The organism is Phaeovulum sp. W22_SRMD_FR3 (assembly GCF_052113705.1).
Taxonomy (GTDB): Bacteria; Pseudomonadota; Alphaproteobacteria; order Rhodobacterales; family Rhodobacteraceae; genus JBGQOG01.
In genome coordinates this window covers 296,860-315,906 of the sequence record NZ_JBGQOG010000001.1, presented here as the reverse complement: position 1 = coordinate 315,906, position 19,047 = coordinate 296,860, and the positions used below count along the sequence as shown (strand labels likewise).

The window sequence follows — 19,047 nt, the reverse complement described above, 5'->3', positions numbered from 1 at the left end:
CGTTTTGTGAATATAATACGGAGCGGCCTCAGATTTCCGGCGGTGGAAATCTCAAAAAACGCCGGGCCTGCGCAAGAGGCTCAAAACACGCGGATTTTCAGCCAAACCGCGTGGGTGATAGGGCCGCCACAACGGCAGCATCCACCGCGGGCGCGGCACCGCTCAGCAGATCGGCCGCCAACCGGCTTGCGGCCGGGGCGGTCTGAAAGCCATAGCCGCCCTGTCCCGCCAGCCAGAAGAACGCTGGTTCGCGGCTGTCGAAGCCGATCACCGGCACCCGGTCGGGGGCAAAGCTGCGCAGCCCCGCCCAATTGGCGATCATCCGGGTCACCGGCTCGGTCACCCGCTCTTCATAGCGCGCGAGGCCCTCGGCCAGCACCATGTCATCGGCCCAGGCGTCATGCGCCTCGCAGGGGTCTTCCTCGGCGGGGGAGACGATCAGCGCCCCGGCATCGGGTTTGCAATACCAGGCCTCACCGGCGCCAAAGATCATCGGCCAGCGGCTGATGTCATGGCCCCCCGGCGCGGGGATCCGCGCCATCGAACGGCGGAGCGGCGTGATGCCCAGCGGGGTGACGCCCGCCAGCGCCGCGACCGGATCTGCCCAGGCCCCGGCGGCATTGATCAGCACCGTGCCCTCGACCTCGCCCAGCGGCGTGGTGACCGACCAGCCGCTGTCGGTGCGGCGGATGGCGGTGACGGGCGCATGGGTCAGGATGCGGGCCCCGTGCAGCCGCGCCTCGCGGGCGTAGGTCTGGATCAAGAGATCGGTGTCGATGTCCCAGGCGTGATCGGCCACCGCCACCCGCGTCACCGTCTCGGGGTTGAGGACGGGCACACGCGTGAGCGCCTCGGCAAAACGGATCTCGTGCAGGTCCATCACGGCGCTGTCCGCCTCGAAAGCGGCGTCTTCGCCGGGGCCCGCCACGATCATCATCCCGCGCGGGCTCAGCAGGTTCGGGTTGGCCCGGAAATCGTCACCCGAGGCAAGCGACAGCGCCACCACCGGCGGCAGGCCGTAATGCGGCTCATAGAGCGCGGCCGAGCGGCCCGAAGCGTGATGTGCCAGATGAGCCTCTGATTCCAGAAGCGTGACCGACCCCCGGGGCGCGAGCCGCGCCGCGAGGGAAACGCCGGCGATACCGCCGCCAATGATGATGTAATCTTGTGCCATGCGGTGACAGTGGCACGGGCCAGATGCCAAGAAAAGAGGCGTTGCAGTGCAGGCTTAACAGAATTCGTTGCTTGCGCGGCGGGGCAGGGCGACCGGGGGAAACTAACTGCCGGGCTGGCGCGTTGCTATGGTAGCGTGGACCACCACGAAGCTCCCGTTGTCCTCAATCTGATTGGAACCTCTGATGCGTATTGCTTTGTTTCTTGCCGCTTGTCTGGCTTTGTCGGCCTGCGGCAACGGGATTCCGCTGATCCCCTTCATCTGATTGCAAAGGGGCGCCCGTGGCGCCCCTTTATCATCTCACGAACCCGGCGGCGCTGCTCAGTCCTGCAGCGGGCGCACGTCCATTTCGCCCTCGGTGCGCGATTTCATCGCGGCCACAGCGGCGATGGAGGCGGCTGCCGTGGTGAAATACGGGATCTTGTCATAGAGCGCCACGGCGCGGATGTCGCGGCTGTCCGAGACGGCCTGCGCGCCTTCGGTCGTGTTCAGCACCAGCGAGATATCGCTGTTTTTCAGCCGGTCCACGATGTTCGGGCGGCCCTCATAGACCTTGTTCACCACTTCGGCGGCGATGCCGTTCTCTTTCAGCCAGCCCTCGGTGCCGCGGGTGGCGACGAGGGTAAAGCCCATGCCGATGAGATCGCGCGCGGCGGCGGCCAGCTCATCCGTCTTGTCCATATCCTTGACCGAGAGGAAGACACGGCCCTCTTCCGGCAACACGGTGCCCGCACCCAGCTGCGCCTTGAGGAAGGCGCGCGGGAAGTTGCGGTCCCAGCCCATGACTTCGCCGGTTGAGCGCATTTCAGGGCCCAGCAGCGTGTCAACGCCCGGGAAGCGGGCGAAGGGCAGCACCGCCTCTTTCACCGAATACCAGGGGGTGTTCGGATCGGCGAGGGTCAGCGGATCGGCAAAGGGCAGCACGGTCTCGGGCCGCACATCCGCCGGATAGGGCGCGCGCATCGGGAAGTTTGCCATCGGCTCGCCCGCCATCAGACGCGCCGCGATGGAGGCAATCGCCGAGTCGGTGGCCTTGGCGACGAAGGGCACCGTGCGGCTGGCGCGCGGGTTCACTTCGAGCACATAGATCACGCCATCCTTGATCGCGAATTGCACGTTCATCAGGCCGACCACGCCGAGGGCAAGCGCCATCTTCTCGGTCTGCACCTTCAGCTCGGCGATGATCTCGGCGCTGAGCGAATAGGGCGGCAGCGAGCAGGCGGAATCGCCCGAATGGACGCCCGCTTCCTCGATATGCTGCATGATGCCCGCGACATGCACGGTCTTGCCGTCGGAGAGCGCGTCGACATCCACCTCGATCGCATTCGACAGATAGCTGTCGAGCAGCACCGGGCTGTCGCCCGAGACGGTGACGGCGCTGGTGATGTAGCGGCGCAGCTGATCCATGTCGCGCACGATTTCCATCGCGCGGCCGCCCAGCACGTAAGACGGGCGGATCACCAGCGGGAAGCCCACACGTTCGGCGATTTCCAGCGCCTGCGCATCCGAGGAGGCAATGCCGTTGACCGGTTGCTTCAGGTCGAGCTTCATCAGCAGCTGCTGGAACCGCTCGCGGTCTTCGGCAAGGTCGATGGCGTCCGGCGTGGTGCCGAGGATCGGGATACCCTCTTCCTCCAGCGCATTGGCCAGTTTCAGCGGCGTCTGGCCGCCGAACTGCACGATCACGCCGTGCAGGGTGCCGTTTTCCTGCTCAACCCGCAGGATTTCCAGCACATGTTCCAGCGTCAGCGGCTCAAAATACAACCGGTCCGAGGTGTCATAATCGGTCGAGACCGTCTCGGGGTTGCAGTTGACCATGATGGTTTCATAGCCGGCATCGGTCAGCGCGAAACAGGCGTGGCAGCAGCAATAGTCGAACTCGATCCCTTGGCCGATCCGGTTCGGACCGCCGCCCAGAATGACCACTTTCTTGCGGTCCGAGGGGCGGGCTTCGCATTCCACATCGCCCATCGCGGGGGATTCGTAGGTGGAATACATATAGGGGGTCTGCGCCTCGAACTCGGCGGCGCAGGTGTCGATGCGTTTGAAGACGGCGGTGACGCCCAGATTGCGGCGGGCGCGGCGCACCTGCGCCTCTTCGCGGCCGGTCAGCTTGGCCAGACGGGCATCGGTAAAGCCCATCATCTTCAGCTTGCGCAGGCCCTTTTCGGTCACCGGCAGCCCTTCGGCGCGCACTTCGGCCTCAACCTCGATGATTTCGCGGATGCGGGCCAGGAACCAGGGATCAAAAGAGGTGGCGGCGATGATCTCGTCATCGCTCAGCCCATGGCGCATCGCCTGCGCGATCAGCCGCAGACGGTCGGGGGTCTGGGTCGAGATGGCCTTGATCACCGCCGATTTTTCCGGCGCGCCTTCGATGGCGATCTCGTCAAAGCCCGAAAGGCCGGTTTCGAGGCTCGCCAGCGCCTTTTGCACCGATTCGTGGAAGGTGCGGCCAATCGCCATCGCTTCGCCGACCGATTTCATCGCGGTGGTCAGCTCGGCCTTGGAGCCTGCGAATTTCTCAAAGGCAAAGCGCGGGATCTTGGTCACGACATAATCGATGGTCGGCTCAAAGCTGGCCGGGGTCACCTTGGTGATGTCGTTGTCCAGCTCGTCCAGCGTGTAGCCGATGGCGAGTTTCGCGGCGATCTTGGCAATCGGGAAGCCGGTGGCCTTGGAGGCCAGCGCCGAGGAGCGCGACACCCGCGGGTTCATCTCGATCACGACCATGCGGCCGTCTTTCGGGTTGATCGCCCATTGCACGTTCGAGCCGCCGGTCTCCACCCCGATCTCGCGCAGCACGGCGATCGAGCCGTTGCGCATGATCTGATATTCTTTATCGGTCAGGGTCAGCGCCGGGGCAACGGTGATCGAATCGCCCGTGTGCACGCCCATCGGGTCGATGTTCTCGATGGCGCAGACGATGATGGCATTATCCGCTTTGTCGCGGACCACTTCCATCTCGTATTCTTTCCAGCCCAGCAGCGATTCATCGACCAGGATCTGCGCCATCGGCGAGGCATCGAGGCCGGAGCGGCAGATCCGCTCATAATCATCGCGGTTATAGGCGACGCCGCCGCCGGTGCCGCCGAGGGTAAAGGCGGGGCGGATGATCGCGGGCAGACCGACATATTCGATGGCCGCCAGCGCCTCGGCAACACCGGCGTTGATGTCGTATTTGCCGTTCGGCAATTTCGGCGCGGCGATGATCGTGGCCTTGGGGTTCTCGATCCCGAGACGGTCCATCGCCTCGCGGAAGAGTTTGCGATCTTCGGCCATTTCAATGGCTTCGCGCTTGGCACCGATCATCTCGACGCCGAATTTCTCCAGCACGCCCATATCGGCAAGCGCCAGCGAGGTGTTCAGGCCAGTTTGCCCGCCCATCGTCGGCAACAGCGCATCGGGGCGCTCTTTCTCGATGATCTTGGCGACGACTTCGGGGGTGATCGGCTCGATATAGGTGGCATCGGCCAGACCCGGATCGGTCATGATGGTGGCGGGGTTCGAGTTGACCAGAATGACCCGGTAGCCTTCCTCGCGCAGGGCCTTGCAGGCCTGAGCGCCGGAATAGTCGAACTCGCAGGCCTGTCCGATGACGATGGGACCCGCACCGATAATGAGAATGGATTTGATGTCGTTTCTCTTCGGCATGGTATTTCCTTTTTCGGCATGGCGGCTGCGCAAATTGGTGGGGTTATAGCCGGGCAAAGCCCGCGCGCAACCCCGCAAATGGGGGCAGGCGCGGGTTCGTTCATGTCCGAGGGGCAGTGCCGGGCCGCAGGGCGATCCAGATCAGGCAGGCAGCGAGGAGCATCATGCTCAGCGTGCCAGTGACTTGGCCGAGGACGAGGCTTGGCAGAGCGTCGAAGTTCACGAGGCTGAGATGCGGCTCGGTCGGCAGCAGGATGAGCACGAGCAGGGCGAGGCCGCGCCGCCCGTAACGGGCTGGCAACAGGGCCGCAAAGCTCAGCGGGGCGAGATAGTGATAGGCCCATGAGAGCGGGCTGGTGAGCGACAGGATCACCATCGCAGCCCCCCAGAACGCGGCCGGATCGGCCTCGGGCCGCCGCGACAGGCGCCGCCCGAGCCAGAACAACGCGGCCAGCGCCATGAGTTGCAGCAGCCGGGATGTGAGGGCGAACGAGGCGGGTTTTGCCATGATGAGCCATCCGCGCAGGCCATCCGAGGATTGTTCAAAAACCACTGTCAGCGCATGCGCCCAGAAGCTCTGGGCCAAAAGACCGTCGGTTGTGTAGTTGACGCTGGTGATCAGAACCGAATCGGTGATCATGCGGATCAGTTCCAGAAACCGCTGATGCAGCGGCCATCCGGCCACCGCGACCGACAGGGCCCCCAATGCGCCGCCAAGGATCACAAAGGCCACGAAGGGCCGGTACTGCCGCCGCGCGAGCCACAAGATCGCCAAAAGCACGGGGTAGAGTTTCAGCGCCGCCGCCAGCGCCAGCAGTGCCCCGCCGAGGATGGGGGCGCCATTCTGGGCCCGTTCCAGCGCCAGCAGCGTCAGAAAGGCAACGAGGATCTGCGGCTGGTTCTGGTAGAGACCCAGAAAGCCCGCATTGGTCCCGAAATAGGCAAGCAGCCCCACCATAAGCCAGAGCGCGAGGGGCGGCGGCTGCCGGCACAGGCGCCGCGCGATCAGCAGGCTGGCAAAGAGCAGGGCCGCGTTGACCCCATGCGCCAGCACGGCCAGCGTTTCCGGCGCCATCAGCCGCGCGACGGGGGCCATGACCCAGGCCCAGAGCGGGGGATAGATATAGGGGAATATTTCGCCCGCGTAGCCCAGTTCCCGCGTTCGGGCGATCCATTCCACGGGCGGCTGCATCGTAAAGACGGTGTCATCCGCAGGATAGATCAACGCCGGATGCCCCTGCGCCACCGCATCCCCCGCAAGCCAGGCCGCCAGCAGATCCGCCGAGCCGGTCTTGCCCAGCGAGAGCATGCTGAACGCGGCGATCAGCGCCGCGAGCGCCACGAGTACAAGCGTCGTCACGGTTTTGTGGCGGCGCGACGCGGCATCCTGCTGTCCACTTGCCGCGCTGGCGATGGCCCCCTGTGGATCAGCCGGTGCCGCATGGGGCGCAGCCCGCGCCGGTGCTGCCGCAGGTTCTGGAGAGGATGGGGTCATGGTCGGTCCTGAAGCGGGGGGAACATGCGGCCCGCGAAACAAACGGCACAGCCCCGAATTCCGGGCTGCGCGGTGACACTAGGGATTCGCGCCGTATTTTAAAAGCGGCCCGTGGGTCAAACGCAGCCCGGAGCGGCAGCGGCGGCTTGACTTCGCGCGGGCGTCGCGGTTCAAGGCGGTGGATTGATTGAGCCTCGGGAAGGGGATGAAGATGCACGCCTATCGCAGCCACACTTGCGCCGATCTGAACAAAGCCAATGCGGGGCAGGATGTGCGCCTGTCGGGATGGGTCCACCGGGTCCGTGACCACGGCGGCGTGTTGTTCCTCGACCTGCGCGACCATTACGGCATCACGCAGGTGATCTGCGATGGCGACAGCGCGGCCTTTGCGGGCCTTGAAAAAGTCCGCTCGGAATGGGTGATCCGCATCGACGGCACCGTCAAGCTGCGCGACGAAAGCCTGATCAACGCCAAGATCCCGACTGGCGAGATCGAAGTCTATGCCCGCGGCATCGAAGTGCTGGGCGCCTCGGAAGAGCTGCCCTTGCCGGTGTTTGGCGAACAGGATTACCCGGAAGAGACCCGGCTGACCTACCGCTTCCTCGATCTGCGCCGCGACGGGCTGCACAACAAGATGATGTTGCGCTCGAACGTGGTGCGCTCGATGCGCAACCGGATGTGGGATCAGGGCTTCAACGAGTTCCAGACGCCGATCATCACCGCCTCCTCGCCCGAGGGTGCGCGCGACTTCCTCGTGCCGTCGCGGCTGCATCCGGGCAAGTTTTACGCGCTGCCGCAGGCTCCGCAGCAGTTCAAACAGATGATCATGGTGGCGGGCTTTGACCGCTATTTCCAGATCGCGCCCTGTTTCCGCGACGAAGATCCCCGCGCCGACCGCTCGCCGACCGATTTCTACCAGCTCGACCTCGAGATGTCCTTTGTGACGCAAGAGGATGTGTTCGCCGCCGTGCAACCGGTGGTGCAGGGCATTTTTGAAGAATTCGGCAATGGCAACAAGGTCTATTCCGACTGGACGCATATCGCCTATGCCGATGCGCTGAAATGGTATGGTTCGGACAAGCCGGACCTGCGCAACCCGATCAAGATGCAGGATGTCTCCGAGCATTTCCGCGGCTCGGGCTTTGCGATCTTCGCGAAACTCTTGGAAAACGAAGGCACCGAAGTGCGCGCGATTCCGGCGCCGACCGGCGGCAGCCGAAAATTCTGCGACCGGATGAACGCTTTCGCGCAGAAAGAGGGTCTGCCGGGCATGGGCTATATCTTCTGGCGCAAGGCCGAAGACGGCTCGGGCATGGAAGCCGCAGGGCCCTTGGCGAAAAACATCGGGCCGGAGCGGACCGAGGCGATCCGGCTGCAGCTGGGCCTGGGCGAGGGCGATGCCGCCTTCTTCCTCGGCGGCAAGGCAGAGCAGTTCGAGGCAGTGGCGGGGCGTGCGCGCAACGAGATCGGCCGCGAGCTGAAGCTGACAGAAGAGAATTGCTTCAAATTCGCCTGGATCATCGACTTCCCGATGTATGAAAAGACCGATGAGGGCAAGATCGACTTCAGCCACAACCCGTTCTCGATGCCGCAGGGCGGGATGGAGGCGCTGAACGGCGATCCGCTGAAGGTGCTCGGCTATCAATATGACCTCGCCTGCAACGGCTATGAGCTGATCTCGGGCGCGATCCGCAACCACAAGCCCGAGATCATGTTCAAGGCGTTTGAACTGGCGGGCTATCCGGCCTCCGAGGTCGAAAAACGCTTCGGCGGCATGGTCAAGGCGTTCAAATACGGCGCGCCGCCGCACGGCGGTTGTGCCGCGGGCATCGACCGTATCGTCATGCTGCTGGCCGATGAGCAGAACATCCGCGAAGTCATCATGTTCCCGATGAACCAGCGCGCGGAAGATCTGATGATGAACGCCCCCTCGGAACCCCTGAACGAGCAGCTGCGCGAATTGCGGTTGCGCGTCCTGCCGAAAGAGGCGTGATGCCCGCGCTGTATACCGCCTCGGTTCCGGTCTTCCTGCATTACTTCGAGCGTATCGAAGGGCTGGTGGCACGGACCGCGGGGGATGCGGCGCTGTTGCGGGGGCAGCTGGCCCCCGACATGTTCACCGCCGGTCAGCAGATGGCGACGGCGGTGAATTTCGCTCTGCGCGTGGCCTATCCGCTGGCCGGACGCGCGGTGCCGGTGGCGGGCGATTACGGCCCCGACGCGCCGGGCATCATGGCGCGGCTGCGCGCGGCGGAAACTGCGTTGAAAGCCCTTGATCCGGTGGAGTTCGAGGGGGCCGAGACCCGGCTGATCCGCCACCGCGCGGGCTTTGCCGAGCTGGAGCAGACCGGCGCCGATTTCCTGCATCTGTTCGGCATGCCGAATTTCCTGTTTCACACCTGCATGGCCTTTGCGGTGCTGCGGTCGGGCGGGCTTGAGATCGGCAAGGCCGATTTCGATGGCCAGCACGATTATCCGCACGGCTTTCGCTTCTAAGTCCCGCCACTATTTCGGCAATTCTTCGCGCGGGGCCGCCGCATCACGGCTCTGTGCCTTTCTTTTTGCGGGGGAATCGGGCGCAGTGGGCGCAACCGCGGCTGGCTCCGTGACCGGGTGAGGATGACGATGGACTATGCGCAGATTGCCGCGATCCGCTTTGGCTACGGGCCTTCGCCCCGGCAGGCGTCGCCCGGCTCGGCAGCCGATATTCTGGCGGTGCTGACCGGCAAGGACCGGCTGGGCCAGAGGTATCCGATCATTTCCGGCCCCGCCGCGCAGAAGATGGTCAAAGACTATCTTGATCTGCGCCGCGCCTATGTGAAGGGCGGCGGACCCAAGGCGCTGGAAGCGTTCCGGCACCACCGGCAAGAGGTGAACCGGCAGATCGACCTCGGCCTGCAAATGCGGATGGCCCGCGCGGTTGACGACGCCGCCGGCTTTCGCGAGCGGCTGCATCAGTTCTGGACAGATCACTTCACTGTCGTCGGCAAAAAGGTGCAAAACTATGTGCTGACGCTGGCGCATGGCGAAGAAGCGGTGCGCCCGCATCTTGCAGGCCGGTTCTCCGGGATGCTGCGCGCGGCCACCACCCATGCCGCGATGATCCAATATCTCGATCAATCCACCTCAATCGGTCCCGACTCGCCCCTGGCGCGGCGGCGGCCGGACCGGCACATGGGGCTGAACGAAAATCTGGCGCGCGAACTGATGGAGCTGCACACGCTGGGCGTCAACGGCAGCTACAGTCAGGATGACGTGCGACAGCTGGCCGAGTTGCTGACCGGGCTGAGCTACTCCAGCGCCAAAGGCGCGGGCTTTCGGCCCGAAATCGCCGAAGAGGGGGCCGAGACCGTGCTTGGTCAGAGCTATGGTGGCGATGGCCCGGCGCGGCTGGGCGATATCTATGCCGTGCTCGATGATCTGGCCCGGCATCCTGATACCGCCCAGCATCTGGCGCATAAGCTCGCGGTTCATTTCGTCTCTGATGATCCGCCTGCAGACCTGGTGGCGGCGATGGCGAACGCCTATCAGGCGCATGATACCGCGTTGCTGCCGGTGTATGAGGTGCTTTTGACCCATCCCGCAGCGCTGGCGGCGCTGGGGGAAAAGGTGCGCCAGCCGTTGGTGTACATCCCCTCCGGGCTGCGTGCCCTCGGCTTTGATGGCCGCACGGTGGCGGCATGGGAGCCGGGGGTGCACCGCAAACTGGTGACTACCCCGCTGCGCGGCATGGGGCAGTTCTGGCTGAAGCCCGGCGGGCCGGATGGTTGGCCCGAGGCCGCCGAGGCCTGGATCACGCCGCAAAGCCTGTCGGAGCGGCTGAACTGGGCCATGTCGGGCCCCAAACAGGTGCTCGACACGCTGCCCGACCCGGTGGAATTTGCGCATACCGCTTTGGGCGCGCGCGCCACGCCCGCGCTGCTGACCGCCGTGCCACGCGCCGAGAGCCGGGCCGAGGCGGTGGGCCTTGTGCTGGCGGCACCCGAATTCAACAGATGCTGAGCCTGTGGGGCGGGGGCTGCGCGCCCGGCCGCCACGGCACAAGGAGGCCAAGATGCTGAACCGTCGGTTTTTCCTGCAAGGATCTGCGCTGCTGGCCTGCTCGGCGGCGGCGCATCCCTTCATGAATTCGGTCACGCTGGCGGCAACGCCGGGCGACTCGCGTCTCGTGGTGATCATCCTGCGCGGGGCGATGGACGGGCTGGATGTGGTTCAGCCCTATGGCGACAAGAATCTGGCGGGGTTGCGGCAGAACATCTCGCAGGGCCCGGCGGCGGGGGCGCTGGATCTTGACGGATTTTATGCCGCGCATGCCAGTCTGGCGCCATTGATGCCGCTCTGGGCGGCGGGCGAGCTGGGTTTTGCCCATGCCGTCTCCACCCCCTACCGCGACAAACGCAGCCATTTCGACGGGCAGGATCTGCTGGAGGCGGGGACGGGGATGGATGTGCCCGCCGAATTGCGCCGCGACGGCTGGCTGAACCGCCTCTTGCAACAGCTGCCCGATGCGCGCGCGGAAACCGCATTCTCGGTGGGGGAAAAGGAACTCTTGGTGCTGGCAGGGGCGGCACCGGCGCTCAGCTGGTCGCCCAAGGCCACGCTCAAGGTCTCGGGGCAGGGGCAGCGCCTGCTGGAGGCGGTCTATCACGATGATCCGCTGTTCCGCGAGGCGATGGCGGCGGCGGGCGAGGTGAGTGGCGGCGCGATGGGCGCGCCGGTGCAGATCGACAAAGGCGCAACCGGCGCGGCGCGGGCGCTGGCGCAATTCGCGGCCGAGCGGATGAACGAAGAGACCCGGATCGCGGCCTTTTCGCTGAACGGCTGGGACACGCACCGCAGCCAGTCGGGGTTGCTGAAAGGGCCGCTGGAGCGTCTGGCCGAAATGATTCTGACGCTGAAAGCCGGGCTGGGCAGCAATTGGGGGCAGACAACCGTGCTGGCCATGACCGAATTTGGCCGCACCGCGCGGGAGAATGGCACCGGGGGCACCGACCACGGGACCGGCGGCGCGATGTTTATGGCGGGAGGGGCCATCCGGGGCGGCCGGGTCTATGGCAGCTGGCCCGGCCTTGGCGAAAGCGATCTTTACGCCGGGCGCGACCTGAACCCCACCGCCGATGTGCGCAGCTATGCCGCCTGGGCGATGCGGGGCATGTTCGGCCTTGAGACCGGCGCGCTGGAGCGTGTGGTGTTTCCGGGGCTGGATCTGGGACGCGATCCGGGCATGTTGCTGTAACAAGCGCCGCCCGGCCATCTTGCCGGACAGGCGCGGACAGGCGCGGACAGCGCGGCTTTCAGGCCCCGAGCACTTTCAGCGCCGTTGCCGCCAGCGAGACCGAGAGGCAGCAGGCCCCCAGACCGAACACCAGCCAATGGGTGATGCGGGTCAGTTTTTCATTGGTAACGAGGTTCTGCACGACTTCGGTCATCTGTGGTCCTTTCGGGCGGTTCGGGCCTCAGGGTGCACAGAGATTGGGGCAAGAATTTGATCGCCAAGGGTTGGTTTTGCGGCGCGGCAGCGGCCGCACGGCGCGGCAGCCGGGGTGCCCGGAATTCGCATGCGTGCCGCAACTCTCCGTTGCTCCGCCGCGTTCTCCCGCTAGGATGCTGAAAAGCTGGGGAGACACGGGTGATGCAAAAGCGTTTTGGGGCGGTCTTGCCCGAGTGGGTGCCGCCGCCACTGCCGGGACCGGAAGAGATGGCGGGCGCCTATGTGCAGCTGGAGCGGCTGGACGCGGATGCGCATGCGCATGGCCTGTTCCGCGCCAATGCGGCCGATGAGGCGATCTGGGACTACTTGCCCTATGGCCCCTTTGCCTCGGAGCCGGGCTATATCCGCTGGGTGCGCGAGATGGCGGCCAAGGATGACCCGATGTTCTACGCCCTGCGCGACCGCGACAGCGGCCAGCTGGGCGGGGTGATGTCCTATCTGCGGATCACGCCCGAGATGGGCTCGATCGAGCTGGGGCATATCAACCTTGCGCCGCGTTTGCAAAAAACAGCGGCGGCGACCGAGGCGATGGTGCTGATGATCGACTGGGCGTTCGAAGCAGGCTATCGCCGCTTTGAGTGGAAATGCGATGCGCTGAACCTGCCCTCGCGCCGGGCGGCCCAGCGGCTGGGGCTGAGCTATGAGGGCACGTTCCGGCAGGCGGCGGTGGTCAAGGGGCGCAACCGCGACACGGCGTGGTTTGCCGCGACCGATGGCGATTGGCCGGGGCTGCGATCGGCCTATGAGGCCTGGCTCGCGCCCAGCAATTTTGATGAGAACGGACGCCAGATCGAGCGTTTGGGCGATCTGACACGGCTGGTGCGCGTGGCGTCGGATCCGGCGCAGCAGGGCTGATTTTGGCGGATGAGGGCCCGGACCGGGGAGGATGCCGGACCCCCACCGCGACCTGCCATGCCCAGGGGCGGCAGGATGGCGGAAAGGCTCAGAAAGGTTGGCCGGCGGCCAGACGTTCCTGCATCATGCCCGACAGATGCGCGACATCGGGTTTCGGCATCGAGGAGGTGTCGCGCAGCGCCAACGCGGCCTTTTCCAGCGCGGGATCATGCGAGGAGCGCGCCACACCCACCACGAAGCGGGCGATATAGTCGATGTCACCGGCATCCGGGCTTTCGGCCAGCTTCTCGGTGGCATGCGCCAGATCGTCCTGCAAGGCCAAGGGGTCTGGCGTCACGCGGTCATCGGCCAGCGCCCGCAGGCCCATCGGGGCACCGTTTTCCGGCATGGATTGCAAGATCGCCTGCTGGAAGGCCGCGAGGCTTTCGATCGGTTTCGGCAAAAAGCCATCGGCCCCTGCCGCGAGGGCGGCCGCTTCGCCCGAAGGATCGCCCGAGGTGGCCAGCAGCACCGGCACCCGCGGCGTCATCGCCGCCACGTCGCGGATCAGATCGAGCCCCGAGCCATCCGGCAGGCCCAGATCGACGATCAGCACGCCGGGGCGATAGGTCGACAAATGCCGCTGCGCCGAGCGCAGGCAATCGGCGCGGCGGATGCGGGCACCCGAGCGCAGGCACAAGAGGCGCATCGCCTCACAGGCGAAGCGGCTGTCTTCCACCACCAGAACGGTGAGCCCGAGAAGCGGGCGGCTTGCGGTGGCCATACGGCCGGCCGCGAATGCGGTAAGGTCTTTGTCCATCGTAGCCTCCAGATTCGTTGGACTCACTAAACCGCAGAATCGGCTAACGGATGGTAAAGACGCTTTGCCGCGTCTTGCAGGCCTTGGCGGCGGGGCACCTTGGCGCTAAACCCCATGGGGGGCGACAAGAGGGAGAGGCAGATGATCGGACGATTGAACCATGTGGCAATTGCCGTGCCGGATCTGGTGGCAGCATCGGCGCAATATGCGGGCACGCTCGGCGCCAAGGTCGGTGCGCCGCAGGACGAGCCGGACCATGGGGTGACCGTGGTCTTTATCGAGCTGCCCAATACCAAGATCGAACTCCTCTATCCCTTGGGCGAGAATTCCCCGATCCAGGGCTTTCTGGACAAGAACCCCTCGGGCGGCATCCATCACATGTGCTTTGAGGTCGAGGATATTCTGACCGCGCGCGACAAGCTGAAGGCCGAAGGCGCGCGGGTTCTGGGCACGGGCGAGCCGAAGATCGGCGCGCATGGCAAGCCGGTGTTGTTTCTGCATCCGAAAGATTTCAACGGCTGCCTGATCGAACTGGAGCAAATCTGATGAGCATCACCGGCGCCATCGTCATGTTCGCCATCATCTGGTTCATGGTGTTCTTCATCGTGCTGCCCGTGCGCTTTCAAAGTCAGGGCGATGTGGGGGTAATCGTGCCCGGCACGCATTCCTCGGCACCCGCCGACGCGCAGATCAAGCGCAAGGCCAAGATCACCACGCTGATCACCGTGGTGCTCTGGGCGATCTTTGCCGCCATCATTCTGAGCGGCGTGATCACCATCCGCGACATCGACTGGTTCCACCGCCTCGACTGAGGCGGGACGCGAGCCGGAGGCCGGGCGGATCATGGGCAGTGACCGGATCATCACGTGCCCCGCGGGCGCGGGCCGCGATATGTGTCGGCATCAGCCTGCGCAACAAGGGCCAAGAGGCGGGCCGAGAGGGCCGCGCGGACACATGTACCGGGGAGAGCAGGGGTGAGACAGCGTTGGGCGCAGGGATGGGCGCGCGGCTTTGGCCCCGCGATGGCGCGTCCGGCGCTGCGCGAGGGGCTGCGCTCGGGCGGCGGCGCGGCGTTGGCGCTGGCGCTCTGTGGGCTGACGGTGTTCGGCCTGCGGGCCGATCCTTTGCATGGTCTTTTTCTGATCGCGCCGCTCGGGGCTTCGGCGGTCCTGCTCTTTGCGGTGCCGAACAGCCCCTTGGCGCAGCCCTGGTCGGTCTTCATGGGCAATGTCCTGTCGGCCACCGCTGCTGTGCTCGTGCTGATGCTGCCCTTGCCGCAGGCGGTGCTGGCGGGGCTGGCGGTGGGGGCGGCCATCCTTGCGATGGGGCTGGGCCGGGCGCTGCATCCGCCGGGCGGGGCGGTGGCGCTGATCGCCGCGCTCAGCCCGGATCTGATCCATCAGATGGGGCCGCGCTTTATCCTGGCGCCGGTGGCAGCGGGGACGGGCGCACTCGTCCTGCTGGCGATCCTGTGGAACCGGCTGAGCGGGCGCGCCTATCCGCAGCTGCCCGCCCATGCCGCGCCGGAGCCTGAGGCGGTGCTGGGCCTTGGCGCCGAGGCGCTGGCGGGGATTCTGGCGGCGCAGCAGCAATCGGCCAACCTCGGGGTTGAGGATCTGGGGCGGCTGATCGGCGCGGTCGAGCAGGTGGCGGCGGGGCGGCGGCTGGGCGATCTGACCTGCGCCGACCTCATGTCGCGCCAGCTGGTGACGGTGCTGCCGGAGACCCCGCTCTCGGATGTGGCGGCGCTGTTTCGCCAGCACGGCTTTGCCTCGCTGCCGGTGGTGGCGGCGAACGGGCGGTTTCTGGGGGTCATCTATCAGATCCATCTGATCCGCCGGGCTGAGGCCGATGGCCTGCGCCTGCACCGGGGCTTTGCCGCCGCCATGCGCCGCCTGTCCGCGCGGCGCGAAGAGCCGGTGACGGCGGATCAGATCATGGCGGTGGCGGTGTCCCGGGTGACGCCCAAGACGCCGGTGGCGGCCTTGCTGCCGCTGCTCGCGGGCAGCGCCGAGGCGGTGCCGGTGGTGGTGGGCCATGAGATCGTGGGCATCGTCACCCGCAGCGATCTGATCGCCGGCCTCGCGCATGTGGCCGCAAGTTCCGTGACGGGCTGAACCCGCGCGCGGGCCTCAGCGCCAGGTATCCGCCGTGCCGCGCAAGCGGTGGAAAAGATGGGTGAAGGTCGCCGCCCCCAGCACCGGCACGAAGAGGTTCACCACCGGGATCGACAAGGGCACCGCCATCAGCGCCCCTGCCAGCCAGACCGTGCCGCTGTTCAGCCGCCGGAACTCTTTCGCGGCGGGCCGGTCCATCCAGCGCAGGGCCACCAGCTGCATATATTCCCGCCCCAGCAGATAGCCGTTCACCGCGTAAAACACGAGCGGCGCAAAGGGCCCGGCAAAGGGATAGAGAAAGAGCAGCGCCCCGAGGTTGACGATGATCAGCAGCACCAGAAAGTTCAGCGTATCGACCAGCATCTCCGGCAGCGGCTGATGCCGGGGGGCAGGCAGATGCGGGTAATGCCGCCGCTCGACCCGCCCGGCCACCACATCGAGGAAGAACCCGATGAAGGCCGAGGCCACCGGCACCATCAAAAAGAACGACAGCACCAGCATGAAGCCGAGCGAGGCCCAGCTGACCAGCTCATGCACAATGCTGACCGGGCCAAACCACGGCAGGGTCAGATTGTCCGGTGTGAACATGTCGATGACATGCACCAACCCCGCGTAGAAAAGGCCGAGGAGCGCCACCGAAAAGGCCACGCTGATGAGGACAAGCCCCAGCGCGCCGGGGCGGAGCATGTCCAAAAAGCCCTTGAAGGCGCTGACAAAGATCATGCGTCGACCCAGCGCACGACGCTCTCGGTCACCGGGCGGGGCCGCTCGGGCGGGGCGGATTTCTCGGTGCCGATATGCACGATCCCCGCCACCCATTCGCCGGGCGCGAGGTCAAAGGCCGGACCGGCAAAGCCCCGGTCATGCGCCACCCAGCCGGTGAGCCAGGCCGCGCCCCAGCCGGAGGCCAGCGCTGCATTGACGAGGCCGAGGCAGAGCGCCCCTGCCGAGAGCACCTGCTCGATCTCGGGGACCTTGTCGGTCGCGCGCGGCACATGCACGGCCACCACCGCCAGCGGGCTGTCGGCAAACTGGCCGATGCCCTTTGCGGCAATCTCGGGGGCAATGCCCTGCGCCTCGGCATAGGCACGGGCCTCATCCGCCAGCCGCTCCAGCGCGGGTCGGGTCAGCACGATCAGCCGCCAGGGCTCGAGCTTGCCATGATCGGGCACCCGCAGCGCGGCGGTCAGAATGGGCTCCAGTGCTGCACGGTCCGGGGCGGGGGTGATCAGGGTTTTCGCGGGGCGCGAGCGGCGCGAGAGCAGGAATTCCATCGCCCCTTCGTTGTAAACGGCCGGGTTGGGCTGCACTTCGGTCGGGCTGGTGGCTTGCGACATGTCATTCTCCGTCTGGTTGCCGTTATATCGGCGCGGGGCATGAAAAATTCAATGCCAGAAGGGGATAGGCGTCATCAGGGCGCCACCTGAGGGCATGCCGGACCTGCGGTCAGAGGAAATAGGCCGCCAGCCCGTCGATATGCGCCGAAACCGCCTCTTGCCAGGGAATGCCGGGCTGACGCGCCTTCAGCGTCGCGGCCAACGGGTCGGCGGCATAGATCGGGCTGGCGGCCAAGGTCTGCAGCACTGCATGGCCGCAAAACGGCACATGCACCTCGGAATAGCCGCCCTCATGCACCATCACCAGCCGCCCGTGGCAGAGCTGCCGCGCCGCCATCATCATCTGCCGGGTCATCATGGCAAAGGTTTCGGAGGTGGCGAGCATCCGCCCCAAAGGATCAACCCCCGAGGCATCATAGCCACAGGCGACGATGATCAGCTCTGGCTGAAAGCGGTGCAGCGCGGGCAGCACCAGCTTTTCCATCGCTTCAATGTAATTGGCATGACCGGTGCCGGGCGGCAGCGGGATGTTGATGTTGAACCCATGCCCGCGCCCGGTGCCGCGGTCTTCTGCCGCCCCGGTATCCAAGGGGTAATTATGCTCCTGATGCAGCGAAATCGTCAGCACTTCGGGGTCGTCGTAGAACACCGCCTCGGTGCCATTGCCGTGGTGCACGTCCCAATCCACCACCGCGATGCGCCGGGCAAGGCCTGCCGCCTGCGCCGCGCGGATCGCCACGGCGATGTTGTTGATGAGACAGAATCCGTTCGGAAAATCGGGCAAAGCATGGTGCCCCGGCGGGCGGCTGAGCGCATAGGCATTGTCGGCCCGCCCCTCCAGCACCGCAAACACCGCCGCCCGCGCGAGGCCCGCCGACAACGCCGTGATCTCATAGCCGCCCGCACCGAAGGGGGTGCGCAGACCCAACTCGCCACCGCCGCTGTCCGAGGCCGCCTTGAAGGCATCAAGATAGGGCGCGGGATGCACGCGCAACAGGTCTTCGCGGCTGGCTTCGGGGGCAGATTGCACGGCCAGTTCACGCCAGAGCCCGGTGACCTCGAGCAGGTTTTTCAGACGCCGCTTGGTCTCAGGGCTTTCGGGCAGGCCACCGCCCGGCTGCACCAGCCCACCCACCGGCAGGGTAAAGGCGTAATTGCCGCCGCCGTGCCAAAGGCAGCGCTCGTCATGGAAAAAGGCAGTGGTCATCGGCATCTCCCGCACCAAAGGGCTAGGCCCGAGCCTAGCGGCGGGCTATGCCGGGGGAAAGTCAAAACGGGGGAGCGGGATATGGCGGCGGCGGAACTGGCGCATCTGGCGGTCTCCGGCGCTGAAATCGCGGTGCGGGTGACGCCCAAGGCCTCGCGCAATCTGGTGGTGCAGGCCGAGGACGGGCTGCGGGTCTATGTGACCGTGGTGCCGGAGGATGGCAAAGCCAATGCGGCGGTGGCCAAACTTCTGGCCAAGGCGCTGGGTGTGGCCAAGGGGCGGCTGGTGTTGATCCGCGGTGCCACATCGCGCGACAAGGTTTTCCGGCTGGACTGAGAGTTCCGGCTGGGGTGCGGGGGGCGATCATTCGCGCTCTGCGGCTGCCCGGCCAGACAAGCCCGGTGCGTCAGCGGCGGTTATTTTCCCTCGGCAACATTCAAACGGTACACGCCTTCGGGCAGGTTCAGCGCCGCCGCCAATTCACGCAGTTGCGCATGCGACAGGGTGATTTTTTGCACCACATCGGTGTGCTCATCCATCTGCTCGACGGTGACGCAGTCCTCAAAGGCCTGAATGGTCACGTCTTCTTGCAGATAATCATCCGGGTCATCGCCCTCATCGACAAGGGTGATCACGGTGGCGTCAAAGTCGTGCTCGATGCTGAACATGGGATCAGGCTAGCGCGCAGCCGAGGAGCGCGCAATCGAATTTCGCGGCGCAGTAGCGGGGCCGCGCGGATCATGGCGCCAGCGCCTGCCCGCGGGCCTGCCTGAGAGCTTGCTCCAGCGCATGCCCGGGCGCGCGGGAGCGTGGCGGGGTGCGTGGCGGGGCAGGCGCTGGGGCGCGGCGTCATCACATCCCGGTGTCGTGCGGCCTTGCACAGGAGAGCGGGCTTGCGCCCCGGTCTGCGCGGTGTAG

At 65.9% G+C, this 19,047-nt stretch carries 18 protein-coding genes; 9 read left to right on the top strand and 9 right to left on the bottom strand.

What is annotated here, in order from left to right; translation table 11 throughout:
• Positions 1-97: 97 nt before the first annotated feature.
• The 3 genes from ACEN2S_RS01490 to ACEN2S_RS01480 form a co-directional block, all read right to left on the bottom strand.
• On the bottom strand, positions 98-1,174 hold the full coding sequence (locus ACEN2S_RS01490; protein WP_441861404.1) for an NAD(P)/FAD-dependent oxidoreductase: 1,077 nt from the start codon (positions 1,172-1,174) through the stop codon (positions 98-100).
• Positions 1,175-1,495: 321 nt separating this feature from the next.
• A complete protein-coding gene (carB, locus tag ACEN2S_RS01485; protein WP_441861401.1) occupies positions 1,496-4,828 on the bottom strand; it encodes a carbamoyl-phosphate synthase large subunit in 3,333 nt (1,110 codons plus the stop codon).
• A gap of 100 nt (positions 4,829-4,928) precedes the next feature.
• Positions 4,929-6,323 (bottom strand): glycosyltransferase family 87 protein, encoded by a 1,395-nt coding sequence (locus ACEN2S_RS01480; protein ID WP_441861398.1) that lies wholly within the window; start codon positions 6,321-6,323, stop codon positions 4,929-4,931.
• A gap of 211 nt (positions 6,324-6,534) precedes the next feature.
• On the opposite strand from ACEN2S_RS01480, the gene aspS reads away from it, so the two are divergent.
• The 4 genes from aspS to ACEN2S_RS01460 all read left to right on the top strand — a co-directional run bounded on the left by aspS (position 6,535) and on the right by ACEN2S_RS01460 (position 11,559).
• Positions 6,535-8,316 (top strand): aspartate--tRNA ligase, encoded by a 1,782-nt coding sequence (gene aspS / locus ACEN2S_RS01475; RefSeq protein WP_441861395.1) that lies wholly within the window; start codon positions 6,535-6,537, stop codon positions 8,314-8,316.
• On the top strand, positions 8,316-8,819 hold the full coding sequence (locus ACEN2S_RS01470; RefSeq protein WP_441861392.1) for a DUF1993 family protein: 504 nt from the start codon (positions 8,316-8,318) through the stop codon (positions 8,817-8,819). Before aspS ends, ACEN2S_RS01470 begins: the two co-directional genes overlap by 1 nt.
• A gap of 129 nt (positions 8,820-8,948) precedes the next feature.
• Complete coding sequence (locus ACEN2S_RS01465; protein WP_441861389.1) at positions 8,949-10,325, top strand: DUF1800 domain-containing protein; 1,377 nt, start codon at positions 8,949-8,951, stop codon at positions 10,323-10,325.
• Between the two features lie 52 nt (positions 10,326-10,377).
• Positions 10,378-11,559: a DUF1501 domain-containing protein gene (locus ACEN2S_RS01460; protein WP_441861386.1), complete on the top strand. Its 1,182-nt coding sequence runs from the start codon at positions 10,378-10,380 to the stop codon at positions 11,557-11,559.
• A gap of 58 nt (positions 11,560-11,617) precedes the next feature.
• On the opposite strand, the gene ACEN2S_RS01455 is transcribed toward ACEN2S_RS01460, so the two are convergent.
• Complete coding sequence (locus ACEN2S_RS01455) at positions 11,618-11,752, bottom strand: hypothetical protein (RefSeq protein ID WP_441861383.1); 135 nt, start codon at positions 11,750-11,752, stop codon at positions 11,618-11,620.
• Positions 11,753-11,955: 203 nt separating this feature from the next.
• On the opposite strand from ACEN2S_RS01455, the gene ACEN2S_RS01450 reads away from it, so the two are divergent.
• Positions 11,956-12,669, top strand: a complete 714-nt coding sequence (locus ACEN2S_RS01450) for a GNAT family N-acetyltransferase (protein WP_441861380.1) — start codon at positions 11,956-11,958, stop codon at positions 12,667-12,669.
• A gap of 88 nt (positions 12,670-12,757) precedes the next feature.
• On the opposite strand, the gene ACEN2S_RS01445 is transcribed toward ACEN2S_RS01450, so the two are convergent.
• Complete coding sequence (locus ACEN2S_RS01445) at positions 12,758-13,468, bottom strand: response regulator (RefSeq protein ID WP_441861377.1); 711 nt, start codon at positions 13,466-13,468, stop codon at positions 12,758-12,760.
• A 141-nt stretch (positions 13,469-13,609) separates the two neighbouring features.
• Between ACEN2S_RS01445 and mce the strand changes: the two genes are divergently transcribed.
• The 3 genes from mce (at position 13,610) to ACEN2S_RS01430 (ending at position 15,585) form a co-directional block, all read left to right on the top strand.
• Positions 13,610-14,014 (top strand): methylmalonyl-CoA epimerase, encoded by a 405-nt coding sequence (gene mce, locus ACEN2S_RS01440; protein WP_441861374.1) that lies wholly within the window; start codon positions 13,610-13,612, stop codon positions 14,012-14,014.
• The gene (locus ACEN2S_RS01435) at positions 14,014-14,280 is read left to right on the top strand and encodes a DUF1467 family protein (protein ID WP_441861372.1); all 267 of its coding nucleotides are present in this window, start codon (positions 14,014-14,016) and stop codon (positions 14,278-14,280) included. Before mce ends, ACEN2S_RS01435 begins: the two co-directional genes overlap by 1 nt.
• A gap of 210 nt (positions 14,281-14,490) precedes the next feature.
• Positions 14,491-15,585 (top strand): HPP family protein, encoded by a 1,095-nt coding sequence (locus ACEN2S_RS01430; RefSeq protein WP_441861832.1) that lies wholly within the window; start codon positions 14,491-14,493, stop codon positions 15,583-15,585.
• 15 nt (positions 15,586-15,600) lie between these two features.
• Here the strand turns inward: ACEN2S_RS01430 and ACEN2S_RS01425 are convergent, their stop codons facing one another.
• From ACEN2S_RS01425 to ACEN2S_RS01415, 3 genes are all read right to left on the bottom strand, one after another.
• The gene (locus ACEN2S_RS01425; RefSeq protein WP_441861369.1) at positions 15,601-16,308 is read right to left on the bottom strand and encodes an EI24 domain-containing protein; all 708 of its coding nucleotides are present in this window, start codon (positions 16,306-16,308) and stop codon (positions 15,601-15,603) included.
• Positions 16,305-16,859, bottom strand: coding sequence for a nitroreductase family protein (locus tag ACEN2S_RS01420; protein ID WP_441861829.1), 555 nt, complete (start codon positions 16,857-16,859; stop codon positions 16,305-16,307). The genes ACEN2S_RS01425 and ACEN2S_RS01420 overlap by 4 nt, the downstream gene beginning before the upstream one ends.
• 172 nt (positions 16,860-17,031) lie before the next feature.
• The gene (locus tag ACEN2S_RS01415) at positions 17,032-18,129 is read right to left on the bottom strand and encodes a class II histone deacetylase (protein ID WP_441861366.1); all 1,098 of its coding nucleotides are present in this window, start codon (positions 18,127-18,129) and stop codon (positions 17,032-17,034) included.
• An 81-nt stretch (positions 18,130-18,210) separates the two neighbouring features.
• Between ACEN2S_RS01415 and ACEN2S_RS01410 the strand changes: the two genes are divergently transcribed.
• Positions 18,211-18,465, top strand: a complete 255-nt coding sequence (locus ACEN2S_RS01410; protein ID WP_441861363.1) for a DUF167 domain-containing protein — start codon at positions 18,211-18,213, stop codon at positions 18,463-18,465.
• A gap of 80 nt (positions 18,466-18,545) precedes the next feature.
• Here the strand turns inward: ACEN2S_RS01410 and ACEN2S_RS01405 are convergent, their stop codons facing one another.
• Positions 18,546-18,797, bottom strand: coding sequence for a hypothetical protein (locus ACEN2S_RS01405; protein ID WP_441861361.1), 252 nt, complete (start codon positions 18,795-18,797; stop codon positions 18,546-18,548).
• Positions 18,798-19,047: the final 250 nt, after the last annotated feature.